Origin of the sequence: Streptosporangium sp. NPDC006007 (assembly GCF_040614315.1) — a bacterium.
GTDB lineage: Bacteria > Actinomycetota > Actinomycetes > Streptosporangiales > Streptosporangiaceae > Streptosporangium.
The window spans coordinates 122,090-136,830 of record NZ_JBEXUG010000009.1; the positions used below are offsets into that span (position 1 = coordinate 122,090).

The window sequence follows — 14,741 nt, forward strand, 5'->3', positions numbered from 1 at the left end:
GGGTCACACGCTCGATTCAGCATCTACCCTTCACACCATGACCAATGACACCACGCTCTTTCTGGGGCAGTGGCTACGTTCCCCGGGGACCGTCGGGGCGGTGGCGCCGAGCTCGCAGCGGCTCGCCGAGACAGTGACCACCCCGGTCCCCCATAGGGGCGACCCCGTGGTCGTCGAGCTCGGTCCGGGAACGGGGGCGTTCACCGGGGAGATCCAGCGGCGGCTGGCCGGCCGGGGGCACCATCTGGCGGTTGAGATCAATCCGAGGCTGGCCGCCTTTCTGGCGGCCCGGCATCCGGGAGTGGACGTCGTGGTCGGCGATGCCGCGCGGCTGCCTCAGCTGCTGCGGGAGCGCGGTCTCGACCGGGCGGACGCGATCGTGAGCGGGCTGCCCTGGGCGGCGTTCTCCGAGGAGACGCAGGCCGGCCTGCTGAACGCGGTCACCGCGATCATGGGGCCGAACGCGGCCTTCACCACCTTCGCCTACAGCTTCGCCAAGCGCATGCGGCCCGCGCGGCGCTTCCGGCGGCGTCTGCACGACACCTTCGAGGAGGTCGTCGCGGGCAGGACCGTGTGGGGCAACCTTCCCCCCGCCTTCGTCTATCACGCGCGCAGGCCGCGGACCTCCCCCGCCGAGCCCGCCTGAGGACCGGGGCGGGCGGCGCGGCCGGCCGCCACGGTCAGCGCCCGGCCGCCTCGACCAGCGCCTCGACGAGCCGGTTGTCCTCGGTGCGCTCCGGGTGCCACTGGACGCCGACCGCGAACGGGTGTCCCTGAAGTTCGACGGCCTCGACGATCTGGTCGTCGGCCCACGCCACCGCGAGGAGGTCCGCGCCGAGCCGTTTCACCGCCTGGTGGTGTGACGCGACCACCTCGGCGTGGTCGCCCATCGCCTTGCCCACCTTGCTCGACACGCTGATCTGGACGAGGTGCGTACGGCCGGCCTCGGCGTGGCGGTCGTGCCCGACCTCGTCGGGCAGCCACGGGATCAGGGAGCCGCCCTGGGCGACGTTCAGGACGTGCATGCCCCGGGCGACGGCGAGCAGCGGCAGACCGGCCCGGACGGCGGCACGGGCCAGGGCCAGCTCGAAACGGTCGCGATGGGGCTGCGGCTCCTCGACCCGTTCCTCGTGGGCCGCGCCGTACAGGGTGGGGTCCAGTTCGCCGCCCCCGGCGAGGATCAGGCCGGACAGGGTCCGTACGTAGTCGTCGATGCCTCCGAGGTTCAGCGGGGGCAGCAGCACCGGGGCCCCGCCCGCCCTCTCGACCACGCGGGCGTAGGAGGGTGGCGACAGGGCGGCCTCACGGACTCCGTCGCCCCAGCGGGCGGCCTCAAGGTAGGCGGTTATACCAATCAAGGGTCGGGACATGCGTTCTCCAGAGGGCCATGCGGAACGCGGTGCCTCCTGTTCCGGGCGGCACCCATCCCATCTCCAGCAGCTCCCCCATCATGGCGTACATCATTTCGGTTATGTCACGCATTTCGGATATCAGTGTCGTCTCACCTGGAGCCGGCCCGGCGTCCGGGACCGGGCTGACCGACCTCCGGGCACCCCCGCGGAGCGGCACGACAGAGATCCACAGAGCGGATAAATCATGGGTCGCGAGTAAATGTCACCTTTACTCGCCCAGCTCTACCACCACACAATGACATGGTCACTCAAAATCACATATCAATTACAGATAGTTTTAACCCCTATCATATTGCCGAGAAACCATTGTGACCCCCACAAGGTGATGGAAGACTCAAATTTGAGCGTTCTGGTGCGCCGGGGCCGCCGGACGCTCTTCACCCGGAGCCGTCAGGAGGTTGATCTGCGCGACCGGATTTCGGTCCGGTCGATTAGGGTGGGTTCTATTCCATGTCTTTGAATCCGCGTCTCGTCAAGGAAAGCTTCGCCGTCGTCGAACCCGTCGCGGACAAGGCCGCGGCGTACTTCTACGGCCGCCTGTTCGCCGAGAGCCCGCACCTGCGGGGGATGTTCCCGCCGGCGATGGACATCCAGCGCGACCGCCTGTTCAGCGCACTGACCAGGATCGTCTGGAGTCTCGACAGCCCGGACAGCCTGTCCCCCTTCCTCAACCGGCTCGGCAGGGACCATCGCAAGTACGGGGTCGTCGCCCAGCACTACACCGCCGTCGGCAACGCGCTGCTGGCCACGGTCCGGCGCTTCGCCGCCGAGATCTGGAACCCCGAGATCGAGGCCGCGTGGGTGGCCGCGTACAGCGCCGCGGCCACCATCATGATCGACTCGGCGGAGTCGGAATCGGACTCCCCCGCCTGGTGGCCGGCCGAGGTGATCGACCACGAACTCCGTACCCCGGACATCGCCGTGATCACCCTGCGGACCGGCGAACGCCTGCCGTACCTGCCCGGCCAGTACGTCAACGTGCAGACCCCGCGCTGGCCCCGGGTCTGGCGCGCGTTCTCCATCGCGAACGCGCCCAGAAAGGACAACACCATCCGCCTGCACGTCAGGGCGGTTCCGGGCGGCTGGGTCTCCACCACCCTGGTCGGGCACACCCGGGTCGGCGACACCCTGACGCTCGGCTCCCCGCTCGGCGCGATGACCCCCTCGGGCTCCGGGCGCGACATCCTGTGCGTGGCGGGGGGCACCGGACTGGCCCCGCTCAAGGCCATCCTGGAGCACGTGATCGAGTCGGGCCGGCGGCCCAGGGTCCACCTGCTGCACGGCGCGCGCACCGCGCGCGAACTCTACGACCTTCCCGACCTGACCAGGATGGAGTCGGACTTCCCCTGGCTGAGGGTGGTGCCCGTGGTCTCGCGCGACCCCCGCTACGACGGCGTGCGAGGGCAGGTGCCCGAGGTGATGGAACGGTTCCACCACTGGAACGGCCACGAGGTCTATGTCTGCGGTCCCGCCGCCATGGTCGACGAGACGGTCCGCAGGCTCCAGCGGAACGGGGTGCCGTCCGCCGACATCCGGCGAGACCTCGTCCCCGGCGAACGCTGAGGACCGTTCCAGGTTCGGCACCGGGCCGGCTCCGGCCGGTTGACCGGCCGTCCCGGGCCCCGCCGCGTGATTCGCCGGGCCCGGGACGGGACAGGTCGCGACATGGCAGCATGAGACCGCATCCGGAGGGAGATGGTCGATGGCCAGGCCCGTCACGCTCGTGAGGTTCGTGCTCCCCTCCGCCCTGGGCCCCTGGGCGGGCGACATGGTGGAGGTCCGCCTCTTCGCCGTCGCCGACCGCGACGGCGGCCACCCCACGCTGGGCGCCGCCCTCGACAGGCTCCGCCGTACGCATCCGTCGCTGGAGCGGCGGATCCGCGACGACCGCGGAGACGTCCGCCGCCACATCAGCGTGTTCGTCTGCGGGGAGAACGCCCGGGATCTCGGCGGCCTCGACTGTGCCCTGCCTCCGGCCGCCGAGATCTACGTGCTGCCCGCCCTCAGCCGGATCTAGAGCGCCGGTCGTGTGACATCCCCCGTGTAAGGCGCTGGGGGTGATCGCGCATCGGCCGCCGAAGACCGCCGGGCCCGCCACCGCGGCGCCCGCAAGAACCTGCTCGACCCGCTCCGCACCGCCGTGGTCCACACCCTCCGCGCCGTCGCCCGGCAGCCGGCCGCCTGACGGCTACATGAACGGCGCCCCAGGGTCGAAGCGACTGACGAAGCGACGTTGCCAGGGGGTCTCCACCGCGTGCCGGGCGTAATGCTCCCGGACGTAGGCGACCGCCTCCCCCGCGGGCACCCTGTCGAGCACCGCCATACAGGCCAGCGCCGTTCCCGTCCGCCCTCGCCCCCCGGAGCAGGCGATCTCCACCCGCTCGCCCTCGGCGCGCTCCCACGCCTCCCGGAGCGCCTCCGCCGCCGCGCCCGGGTTCGACGGCAGCCAGAAGTCCGGCCAGCGCACCCACCGGCTCTCCCACTCGACATCCGGCGGCCGGCGTCCCAATAGATAAATCCCAAAGGCCGGCTTGGGCCCGGGAGGAAGCGGCCGGCGCAATCCTCGTCCCCGTATCAATCGCCCCGACGGGAACCGCAGAACACCCGAACCCTCCGAATCCCAGGTGATGCCCATCGCGTCAGCCTAGCAACGCCATAGGACACCCGGGCGGAACCTTCCCTCCGGGTTAGGGCCGGCGCGGCGACCGCGGGCCGCCTTCACCACGCCGGACCGGCACGGCGCAGCGGGTAACAAATTCACTCATAAACCGTGAATTTCACACTATTGATTGAAATATTGACACAACTCTGCGAAGAGAGTCAAATGCGGATCAGCCCCATCAGAACCAACGGGCCCTTCCGCCCCACCGCGCATGGTCACAAGCACATGGCATCCGTGGACGCGCCGACGGGCTCGTATCCCGCTCATCCGACGGGTCGTGATCCCCCACCGGCATCGGACCGTGGCCCGTCGCTCATCAGAAGGAGCACCGCGTGAGAAGCTCTCTCGCGTTTGCGCTAGTGGCCACCTCGACAAGCGTGGTCGTGGCACTGTCCACCGCATCGGCCGGAGCCTCGGGACTGACCGCTCCCGCCCCGCCCACCGCTCCTCCCGTCGCCGCCGCCCAGTCGGCCGACCGCCTGGTCGAGGCCCGGCCGGCCGCATTGCGGGCATCCGCCAAGGACCGCTTCCTCCGCCGTGACGCCGTCGCGGGCAGGGGAGGGCTCACCTACGTCTCCTACACCCGCTCCTACTCCGGCCTGCCGGTCCACGGCGGTGACTTCGTCGTCGTCACCAACGCGAGCGGCGGCGTGCTGAGCACATCGATCGCCCAGACCGAGAGGCTGAACGTCGGAACCACCCCGAAGGTGCGGGCGCGGCGGGCCGCGGAGATCGCCAAGGCCGAGATCGACAAGGCCGCCCAGGTCTCCACGCCGAAGCTGTCGGTGATGGCTCAGAGCTCGGGCCGGCTCGCCTACGAGGTCGTCGTCAGCGGCACCAGCAGAGGCCGCGAGAGCAGGCTGCACGTCTTCGTCGACGCCCTGACCGGCAAGGTCGTGGAGAAGTCCGACGAGGTCATGGACGGCCAGGGGACGAGCTACTACAACGGCCCGGTCACCATCGGCACGAGCGGCTCCGGCGGCTCGTACTCGATGACCGACCCGGTCCGCAACGGCCTCGGCTGCGGCGAACAGGACGGCTACGCCTACACCGGCGTCACCGACGTCTGGGGCAACGGTTCCGGGACCGACCTGGAGACCGCCTGCGTGGACGCGCTCTACGCGGCCCAGCAGGAGTGGGACATGCTGCGCGACTGGCTCGGTCGCGACGGCATCGACGGCATCGGCGGCGGCTTCCCGGCCCGGGTGGGCCTGCCCGACGTCAACGCCTACTGGAACGGCAGCTACACCAACTTCGGCCGTTCCCAGGACGGCGGCCGCCAGGCGACGCCGATCGACGTGGTGGCCCACGAGTACGGCCACGCCGTCTTCCAGACCACGCCCGGCGGCTCGAACGGCGGCAACGAGAAGGGCGGCCTCAACGAGTCCACCGGTGACATCTTCGGGGCGCTGACCGAGTACTACGCCAACGAGCCCGCGCAGTACGACCCGCCGGACTTCAGCGTCGGCGAGGGGGTCGACCTGGTCGGCAGGGGGCCGATCCGCTACATGCACAAGCCGTCACAGATCGCCGGTCACCCCGACTGCTACTCCGCCTCGGTTCCGAACCTGGAGGTGCACGCCGGAGCCGGCGTCCAGAACCACTGGTTCTACCTGCTCTCCCAGGGCACGAACCCGACCGACGGCCAGCCGGTCAGCCCGACCTGCGACAACTCCACCGTCGCCGGGCTCGGCATCCAGAAGGCCGGACAGATCTTCATGGGGGCGCTGCAGCGCAAGACCACGACCTGGACCCACCAGCTCGTCCGCAAGGCCTCACTGGAGGCCGCGATCCAGCTCTTCCCCGGATCCTGCAACGAGTTCAACGTGACCAGGGCCGCCTGGACCGCGGTCAACGTCCCGGCCGCGGCGGGCGAGCCCACCGGCTGCGCGGCGGCCGGCGACTTCTCGCTGACGCTCAGCCCGGCCTCGGCGAACGTGCAGCCCGGCGGGCGGGCGGCCACGACGGTCAGCACCCAGACCACCTCGGGGGGCGCGCAGAGCGTGGCGTTCTCCGTGTCCGGCCTGCCCACCGGCGCGACCGCCTCCTTCGACCCGGCGTCGATGTCCTCGGGCGGCTCCTCCACCCTGACGATCTCGGTTCCGGCGGATACCGCGCCCGGCTCCTACAACGTGATCGTCACCGGTAACGGAACCGGCGTCGACAGGACGGCGACCTTCGGGCTCACCGTCGGCTCCACGGCCGGCGCCGTCTTCGGCGACACCTTCGAGACCGGCCTCGGCTGGGCGGCGAACCCCTCCGGCACCGACACCGCCGTCAGCGGAGCGTGGGAGCGCGGCGACCCCGAGGCGACCGCCTCGGGTGCCACGGCCCTCCAGCTCGGCACGACCGTCAGCGGAACCAACGGGCTGGTCACCGGCCGCCTGGCCGGCGTCTCCCCCGGTGACCACGATGTCGACGGCGGGGTGACGAGCATCCGCTCACCCGAGATCGTACTTCCCGGCGGCACGCCCACCCTGTCGTTCTCCTGGTATCTCGCGCACCTCAACAACTCCGGCAGCGGCGACTACCTCCGGGTCCGTGTGGTGTCCGGCTCGGCGAACAGCGTGGTGTTCCAGCAGCTCGGCGCCGCCTCCAACCGGGCCGGTGCCTGGCGGGCCGCGACGGCCGACCTCTCCGGCTTCGCAGGGCAGCCGGTCCGCATCCTGATCGAGGCGGCCGACACCTCCACCCCGAGCCTCCTGGAGGCCGGAGTCGACGACGTGAAGATCACCAATTCCTGACCTCCCCCGCGGCCCCGGTTCCCTCCCCAGGGAACCGGGGCCGCGTCGTACCCGGCCCCCGATCACGCCTCCCGGGTGCCGACGTGTGACGCGGACGGCACGTGGTCGCACCCGCCTCGCGGCGTACGGGTCCTGGGTAGGCGCGGGAGATCCTGGGTAGGCAGGCAAGATGGGGGACATCATCATCAGCCGGGCGTACGGTACGGAGCCGACCGAGGGGGCGGTGTTCCTTGTCGACGGGATCTGGCCTCGCGGCGTCCGCAAGGAGGATCTCAAGCTCGCGGGATGGGCGCGTGACGTCGCCCCCTCGCCGGAACTGCGGCTCTGGTTCGGGCACCGCCCGGAGCGTTTCGACGAGTTCCGCCTCCGCTACCGGCGGGAGCTGGACGGGAAACCGGACGCGGTGCGCCCGCTGCTGGAGGCCGCGCGTCAGGGGCCGGTCACCCTCCTCTACGGGGCGAAGGACACCGAGCACAACAACGCCGTGGTGCTGAGGGAGTTTCTCCGGGACCGGCTCACGGCGAGCGCCCGGCGCTGAACCCCGGCGGGGTCTTCCGGCACTCGTCCGCCACCTCGCCCCGCCGTCGGCACGGGTGAGACACCGACGTCACGGGGAGACATCCGGTGACGCCGCCGCCTCCGCCGGCCCGCGGGATACCCGTGCGACCGGCCCCACCGCCGCTCATATCGCCACCCACATCTCCGGACCGCCACCGGGGCGCGAGCCGATCACCGACGGCGGGTGTTTTCCCTCCCCCCGGCCCGCGTGGACCCTGCTCCGACCCATGAGGACTCCGTGCCGCCCTGCGGGGCCACCGCGGGGGGGACCGCGCGGTCCCGGGGCCGGGGTCGAAGGCGGCTTCGTCGGCCGATGTCGAAGTCCGCGGCCGAGACGTCTTGACGACCCTTCCCAGCCCATGGATTAATAGCCTGAACTTTGGACCATTTAGCGAGACGGGGTTTCCATGAGGGGCGCGCTCTCCGAGCGGGACGTAACACGGGTCGACGACGCCGTCACCCGGCACGCCGAAGACGCGTTCGGCTTCCTGGAGCGCCTGATCGCGGCGCCGAGCACCGTCGGTCAGGAGGCCGGGGCGCAGGAGGTGGTCGCCGAGGAGCTCGCCCGCCTCGGCTTCAAGGTGCGCAGCGTCCCGATCCCCGCCTCGATCACCGACGACCCCGCCTCGGGTGTGCCGCAGATCCCCTACACCGGTCAGCACGACGTCTACGGCGCCACCGGCGGTGACGGCGCTCCGAGGCTGCTGCTGAACGGGCACATCGACGTGGTGCCCGCCCAGGACGCCGACCTGTGGGGATCCTCCCCCTTCGTGCCCGTCCGGCGCGACGGCTGGCTGTACGGCCGGGGCGCGGGCGACATGAAAAGCGGGTTCGCGATGGCCGCCCTCGCGATCGACGGGTTACGGCGGGCCGGAGTCGGCCTGCCGGGGCCGCTCGGTTTCCTCAGCGTGGTGGAGGAGGAGTGCACGGGCCACGGGACGCTCGCCGCCGGACGTGCCGGCATCCTGGGCGACAACGTGCTGCTCATGGAGCCCACCGGTCTCGACATCCTGGTGGCCGGGATCGGGATTCTCTGGGTCGACGTCGAGGTGGGGTCGGCGGGCGGTCACGCCGAGGTGGCCGACCGCTCCGGCAACCCGGTCGCCTCCCTCATCCTGCTCCTCGACGCCCTGCGCCGTTTCGAGCGCCGGCTGAACGAGGAGACCGCCGACCCGGTGTTCGCCTCGATCGCCCACCCCTACAACATCAACATCGGCAAGGTGTCCTCGGGCGACTGGACGTCGAGTGTTCCCGCCCGCGCCCGGGCGTCGGTCCGGATCGGATTCCCCCGGTCCTGGTCACCGGCGCGCGCCGAGGAGACGGTGCGCGAGGCGATCCTCCGGGAGGCGAAGTCCGATCCCTGGCTCGCCGAGCACCCGCCGACCGTCCGCCCCTCGGGCTTCAGGGCCGAGGGCTACTCCCTGGACCCCGGCCACCCCCTCGTCACCGCGGTCGCCACCGCGCACCGGGCCGCGCACGGCACCGTCCCGCGCGCCTACGCGATCGGGTCCACGACCGACGCCCGCTTCTATCTCAACCAGTTCGGCCGCCCCGCCCTCTGTTACGGACCGAACGTGCGCAACATGCACGGTGTGGACGAGGCCGTGGAGCTCGCGAGCATCGTCGCGGGTGCCCGTACCCTCGCCCGCCTCATCCCCACCCTGCTGTCGGAGGACACCCGCCTCCGGCACCACGAGCGTGAGGACGCCCGGTGACCACGACCGACTCCCCCACCCCGCCCGGCGGCCCCTCCGCCGAGATCTCCGGATCCTCCGAGGCGCCGGCGACCGGGGACCTGTTCGCCGAGATCTTCGTCGAGGCCGAGCCGACGGGCATCGACGCGCTGCTACAGCCCCTGGACATGCCCTCGGCCGGGGAGCGGATCGCCGACCGGCTCGTCACCGCGATCGCCCTGGGCGGTTTCGTGCCCGGTCAGCGCCTGCCCAGCGAACGCGAACTCTCGGCGATGCTCGGGGTGAGCCGCTCGTCGGTCCGGGAGGCGATCCAGCGCCTGGCCGCGGAGGGCTACGTGACCGTACGGCGGGGCCGCACCGGGGGCGCCTTCGTCGCCACGGCCTGGGGCCCGAACTCGCCGCAGAAGATCCGCAGGACACTGCTGCCGACCTGGCGGTCGATGGAGGAGATGCTCGACTGCCGCGCCTGCGTGGAGGAGATGATCGCCGGGGTGGCGGCCCGCCGCAGGACCGGCGAGGACGTGGCCGCCATCGAGGGCGCGCTCAGGGCGTACCGCGAGGCCGGTGACGACCGGGAGGCGTCCCGCGCCGCCGACGAGGCCCTCCACCTGGCGATCGCCCGGTCCACCCACAACCCCTACCTGGTGAAGCTGAGCCAGCGCATGCGGGACGCGGTCAACCTCGGTTTCCGGAGCGAACCGTACAACCTCGACCTCCGCCGGGCCGCGCTGGACCAGCACGCCGCGCTGGCGGAGGCGATCATCGAGGGACGTGACCAGGCCGCGGGCACCATCGCGGCCCAGCACTTCACGCTGACCACCGAGTCCACGCTCCGCGACCTCGTCGCGCGGATCCGCGACGAGGAGCCCCACCCGGGTGAGCCCACCTGAGATCACCCGCCCGACACCCCCGACCCACCATCCGGCCCGACAGAGAGGAATCCCCGTGCCAGTCGCGGCGGTCAACGACATTGAGATCAACTACCGGCTCGAAGGAGACGGGCCCGAGACCATCGTCCTGGTCAACGGCTTGGCCGACGACCTGACGACCTGGGACTACCAGGTCCCGGCTCTCCTTGAGGCGGGCTACCGCGTCCTGCGTTTCGACAACCGGGGCGTGGGCCGGACGAGCAAGCCGGCCGGCGCCTACACCAGCCGGATGCTCGCCGATGACACCAAGGCGCTCGTCGACCGTCTCGGCGTCACGGACTTCCACCTGATGGGCACCTCGATGGGTGGCATGATCGCCCAGGAGTACGCCATCAACCACGGCGCCGACCTGCGATCCCTCGTGCTGTCGTGCACCTACGCCGAACCGGGCCCCTTCTGCTCCCGCCTGTTCAAGGGGTGGGAGGAACTCGCGCCGGTGAAGGGCGTGCCGTTCATCATGCGCGAGGTGACGCTCTGGGCGTTCACCCAGGACTTCTTCGAGACCCGCCCCGCGGATCTCGCGGAATTCGAGACCGAGATGGCCGCCATGCCCTGGCCGGTCGAGGCCTATCTGTCCCAGCTGAACGTCATCCAGCGGCACGACACGACGGACCGGCTGCCGGGAATCACCGTCCCGACGCTGGTGCAGGCCGGTGAGGAGGACATCCTCATCCCGGTCAGACTCTCCCGCCGGCTGTGCGAGGCCATCCCGGACGCCGAGTGGGCGACCACTCGCGGGGGTCACGCATGTCTGTGGGAGCACCCCCAGGAGTTCAACGCCGCACTCCTCCAGTTCCTCACCAAGCACCGCCGCGCCGACTCACCGGCCGGATGAAGCAGGGAGCACCACCTTGTCACAGCAACCGACCCTCGAAAACGAGGAGGAGTTCGAGCACCGCAAGCTCGGTCTCCTGGGGGTGATGATGCCGGGCCTGGCGCAGGTCGGCCCGTTCTTCAACATCCTTTTCAGCACAGTACTGGTAGCCGGACTGGTGGGGGTGTCCACTCCGCTAGTCTATCTCATCGCCATGTTCGGGATCGGCGCGACCGCTAACACCTTCGCGCAGTTTTCCCGTAAATATCCAAGTTCAGGGTCCTTTATCACCTTCATCACCCGAGCCCTGGGCGCGCCCATGGGCGTGGTGGCCGGGGTGGTGGCCCTGCTCGGCTACATCATCGCCTTCGGCGGCATCTACGTCTTCGTCGGCGACTACATCCGCGAGAACATCCTGGGCGGCCCGCAGTTCAGCGGGGCGACGGCGCTCATCACGATCGGCTACGGCGTGATCGTGCTTCTGCCGGCGATCCTCGGGCTGAAGTTCGGCATGCGCACCACGATCGCGCTCTACGTCGTGGAGATCGTGGTGCTGGCCGTCTTCATCATCGGCGTCCTCATCCAGGGCGGGAAGAACGGCCTCAGCCTGCTGCCCTTCACCCTGGACGGGGTCACCGACCCGAAGACGCTGGCCCTGGCGCTCTCGCTCACCGTGCTCGCCTACGGCGGATTCGAGGCGGCGGCGCCCTTCGCCGAGGAGACCGCGAACCCCCGGCGGAACGTGCCGATCGCGCTGCTCTCCAACGTGTTCGTGAGCGGCCTGGTCTACGTCCTCGGCTCCTACGCCCTGGTGATCGCCTTCGGCACGGACAACATCGACGCGATGACCAAGGACGCCAACCCGTTCGTGACCGCGAGCCACGTCTTCGTGCCGTTCATCGCGGTGATCGTCACCTGGGTGTTCATGTCGAGCATCACCAGCTCCTACATCGCCGCCAACCTGGAGACCTCCCGAGTGATCTTCGGTGGTGCCCGGGGCGGCCTGTGGTGGCGCGGTCTCGCGCGGCTGCACCCGAGGTTCAACACGCCCTGGATCGCGGCCATCGCGTTCGTGGTGCCCAGTGTCGCGATCGGGGCGCTTTCCACCCTGTTCACCGACTCGGGTACCGCCTCCAGCTTCCTCGGCACCTACGGGACCATCGGCTTCCTGCTGATGTACGTGATGACCAACATCGCACTCGTGGTGGAGTGGTTCAAGGACCGCCGGGCCGGCGAACGGGGTCATGTGTTCACACGGCTCATCTCCCCGATCGTCGGTGTCGCCGTACTCGCCATCCCCTTCTGGGGCGACTTCCAGCCGGGCCAGGACGCGCCCTACAGCTACCTGCCCCTGCTGACGGTCGCGCTGATCCTGGTCGGCGTGGTCTACATGCTGGTGCTGCGCAGCCGCCGCCCCGAGGTCATGGCCCGCGCGGCCGACCTGCTCGTCGGCGAGGCCGACGACGCCGGCGACGGGAGGGGGCCCGGCACCGCCCGGACGGCGGGCTGACCGGTCCCCGGCGGCGTCGGCCTCGCCGCCGGGGAGGTCAGCCGCCGGCCGGGGCGCGGCGGCTGAGCCTGACCACCACGCTCTTGGAGGTGGGGGTGTTGGAGGTCTCCGCGACCGAGTCCAGCGGCACGAGCACGTTGGTCTCGGGGAAGTACGCCGCGCAGCACCCGCGCGCCGTCGGGTAGGCGATGACGCGGAACGCCTCGGCCAGGCGTTCCCCGTCGGGCCACTCGCCGACCAGGTCCACCGTGTCCCCGTCGGCCAGGCCGCGCTCGGCCAGGTCGCCGGGGTGGACGAAGACGACGCGGCGTCCCCCCTTCACCCCCCGGTAGCGGTCGTCCATGCCGTAGATCGTGGTGTTGTACTGGTCGTGGCTGCGGACCGTCTGGAGCAGCAGCCGTCCCGGCGGGACGCGGAGCACCTCCAGCTCGTTGACGGTGAAGTTGGCCCTGCCCGTCGCGGTCGGGAAGCGCCGCTCGTCGCGGGGGGCGTTCGGCAGGGCGAACCCCCCGGGGGCGCGGACGCGGGCGTTGAAGTCGTCGAATCCGGGCACCACGCGGGCGATGCGGTCGCGGATCGCGTCGTAGTCGTGCTCGAACTCCTCCCACGGCACGTGGGGGTCGGCGCCGAAGATCTCGCGGGCCAGCCGGGAGACGATCGCCACCTCCGGCAGCAGGCCGGCGGAGGCGGGCTTGAGCCGGCCCCGGGAGGCGTGGACCAGCCCCATGGAGTCCTCGACCGTGACGAACCGGTCGCCGTCGCGCTCGGTGCGCCCCAGCGTCGGGAGGATCAGCGCCTCCGCGCCGCAGACGGCGTGGGAGCGGTTCAGCTTGGTCGACACCTGCACCGTCAGCCGGGCGCGCCGCATCGCCGCCTCCGTCACCGCCGTGTCGGGCGTGGCGGACACGAAGTTGCCGCCCATCGCGAGGAACACCTTCGCCTCCCCGGAGCGCAGCGCCCTGATCGCCTCCACGGTGTCCATGCCGTGGCGGCGGGGCGGTTCGAATCCGAACTCGTCGCGGAGCGCGTCGAGGAAGCCCTCCGACGGTTTCTCGTAGATGCCCATGGTCCGGTCGCCCTGGACGTTGGAGTGTCCCCGCACGGGGCAGACCCCGGCGCCCGGCCTGCCCACGTTCCCGCGCAGCAGCAGGAAGTTGACCACCTCCCGGATGGTGGCGACGGAGTTCTTGTGCTGGGTGAGGCCCATCGCCCAGCACACGATCACCGATCGCGCCCCGAGCACGTCCCGCACCGCGTCCTCGATCGCGGGCCGGTCCAGCCCGGTCGCCTCCTCGACGTCCGCCCAGTCGAGGTCGCGGACGCTCTTCTCCCAGTCGTCGAAGCCGTGGGTGTGGGTCTCGACGAACTCCCGGTCGACCACCGTGCCGGGCGCCCGGTCCTCGGCCTCCAGCAGCAGCCGCGACAGGGCCTGGAAGAGCGCCAGGTCACCGTTGAGCCGGATCTGCAGGAACCGGTCGGCCAGCGTGGTGCCGGATCCCATCATCCCTGAGGGCCGCTGCGGGTTCTTGAAGCGGAGCAGCCCGGCCTCGGGCAGCGGGTTGACCGCGATGATCCGCGCCCCGTTCCGCTTGGCCCGTTCCAGCGCCGACAGCATGCGCGGGTGGTTGGTGCCGGGGTTCTGGCCGACCACGAAGACGAGGTCGGCCTGGTGCAGGTCCTCCAGTGACACCGTGCCCTTGCCGATGCCCAGGGTCTGGGTGAGCGCCGAACCGCTGGACTCGTGGCACATGTTGGAGCAGTCCGGCAGGTTGTTCGTGCCGAAGCGGCGTACCAGGAGCTGGTAGGCGAACGCCGCCTCGTTCGAGGTGCGGCCGGAGGTGTAGAAGAGCGCCTCGTCCGGGTCGGCGAGCGCGCGCAGTTCCCGGGAGACGACGGCGAACGCCTCCTGCCAGGTCACCGGTACGTAGTGGTCGGATCCGGCCGGCTTGTGCATCGGCTCGGTGAGCCGCCCCTGCTGGCCCAGCCAGTAGTCGGTGCGCGCCGCCAGTTCGGCCACGGAGTGCCGGGCGAAGAAGTCGCGGGTGATCCTGCGGGTGGTGGCCTCCTCGGCCACCGCCTTCGCGCCGTTCTCGCAGAACTCCGCCGGGCTGCGGTGCTCCCCCTCGGGCCAGGCACAGCCCGGACAGTCGAAGCCGTCCTTCTGGTTGACGCGGGCCAGGGTCAGGAGTGTACGGCCCGCGCCCATCTGGGCGTAGGACATCAGCAGCGACCGGGTCACCGCCGGGACACCCGCCGCCCACTCCTTGGGCGGGCCGACCTCCAGGCCGTCCTCGGTGACGTCCTCGCGCGGAGCCTTCCTGGCCATCCCGGTACCTCTTTCCCGATCACGTGTGCTCGTAGCCCGCCCGGTGGGACGGGCGGTCGTGGCACGCTCCGGCCCGATCCTCACCGGGTACC

At 70.8% G+C, this 14,741-nt stretch carries 12 protein-coding genes; 9 read left to right on the forward strand and 3 right to left on the reverse strand.

Annotated elements, in window-relative coordinates; genetic code table 11:
• Positions 1 to 37 precede the first annotated feature (37 nt).
• A complete protein-coding gene (locus ABZ194_RS10255; RefSeq protein ID WP_355594465.1) occupies positions 38 to 646 on the forward strand; it encodes an NAD-binding protein in 609 nt (202 codons plus the stop codon).
• A gap of 34 nt (positions 647 to 680) precedes the next feature.
• Here ABZ194_RS10255 and ABZ194_RS10260 read toward each other — a convergent pair whose 3' ends face one another.
• Positions 681 to 1,370, reverse strand: a complete 690-nt coding sequence (locus tag ABZ194_RS10260; protein ID WP_355594467.1) for a gamma-glutamyl-gamma-aminobutyrate hydrolase family protein — start codon at positions 1,368 to 1,370, stop codon at positions 681 to 683.
• Between the two features lie 492 nt (positions 1,371 to 1,862).
• Between ABZ194_RS10260 and ABZ194_RS10265 the strand changes: the two genes are divergently transcribed.
• Together ABZ194_RS10265 and ABZ194_RS10270 are read left to right on the forward strand one after the other, a co-directional pair.
• Positions 1,863 to 2,975, forward strand: coding sequence for an FAD-binding oxidoreductase (locus ABZ194_RS10265; RefSeq protein ID WP_355594469.1), 1,113 nt, complete (start codon positions 1,863 to 1,865; stop codon positions 2,973 to 2,975).
• A 139-nt stretch (positions 2,976 to 3,114) separates the two neighbouring features.
• Complete coding sequence (locus ABZ194_RS10270) at positions 3,115 to 3,429, forward strand: molybdopterin synthase sulfur carrier subunit (protein WP_355594471.1); 315 nt, start codon at positions 3,115 to 3,117, stop codon at positions 3,427 to 3,429.
• 171 nt (positions 3,430 to 3,600) lie between these two features.
• Here the strand turns inward: ABZ194_RS10270 and ABZ194_RS10275 are convergent, their stop codons facing one another.
• Complete coding sequence (locus ABZ194_RS10275; protein ID WP_355594473.1) at positions 3,601 to 4,047, reverse strand: protein-tyrosine phosphatase family protein; 447 nt, start codon at positions 4,045 to 4,047, stop codon at positions 3,601 to 3,603.
• Positions 4,048 to 4,406: 359 nt separating this feature from the next.
• Here ABZ194_RS10275 and ABZ194_RS10280 point away from each other — a divergent pair, with 359 nt between their 5' ends.
• The 6 genes from ABZ194_RS10280 (at position 4,407) to ABZ194_RS10305 (ending at position 12,323) form a co-directional block, all read left to right on the forward strand.
• The gene (locus ABZ194_RS10280) at positions 4,407 to 6,818 is read left to right on the forward strand and encodes a M4 family metallopeptidase (RefSeq protein WP_355594475.1); all 2,412 of its coding nucleotides are present in this window, start codon (positions 4,407 to 4,409) and stop codon (positions 6,816 to 6,818) included.
• A gap of 169 nt (positions 6,819 to 6,987) precedes the next feature.
• A complete protein-coding gene (locus tag ABZ194_RS10285) occupies positions 6,988 to 7,356 on the forward strand; it encodes a DUF488 family protein (RefSeq protein ID WP_355594477.1) in 369 nt (122 codons plus the stop codon).
• Between the two features lie 427 nt (positions 7,357 to 7,783).
• A complete protein-coding gene (locus ABZ194_RS10290) occupies positions 7,784 to 9,091 on the forward strand; it encodes an ArgE/DapE family deacylase (protein ID WP_355594479.1) in 1,308 nt (435 codons plus the stop codon).
• Entirely contained in the window at positions 9,088 to 9,960 is an 873-nt protein-coding gene (locus tag ABZ194_RS10295) for a FadR/GntR family transcriptional regulator (RefSeq protein WP_355594481.1), read from the forward strand. The genes ABZ194_RS10290 and ABZ194_RS10295 overlap by 4 nt, the downstream gene beginning before the upstream one ends.
• Positions 9,961 to 10,015: 55 nt before the next feature.
• A complete protein-coding gene (locus tag ABZ194_RS10300; protein WP_355594483.1) occupies positions 10,016 to 10,834 on the forward strand; it encodes an alpha/beta hydrolase in 819 nt (272 codons plus the stop codon).
• 16 nt (positions 10,835 to 10,850) lie between these two features.
• Positions 10,851 to 12,323 (forward strand): APC family permease, encoded by a 1,473-nt coding sequence (locus ABZ194_RS10305; protein WP_355594485.1) that lies wholly within the window; start codon positions 10,851 to 10,853, stop codon positions 12,321 to 12,323.
• 37 nt (positions 12,324 to 12,360) lie between these two features.
• Here the strand turns inward: ABZ194_RS10305 and ABZ194_RS10310 are convergent, their stop codons facing one another.
• On the reverse strand, positions 12,361 to 14,649 hold the full coding sequence (locus ABZ194_RS10310; RefSeq protein WP_355594487.1) for an FdhF/YdeP family oxidoreductase: 2,289 nt from the start codon (positions 14,647 to 14,649) through the stop codon (positions 12,361 to 12,363).
• Positions 14,650 to 14,741 lie beyond the last annotated feature (92 nt).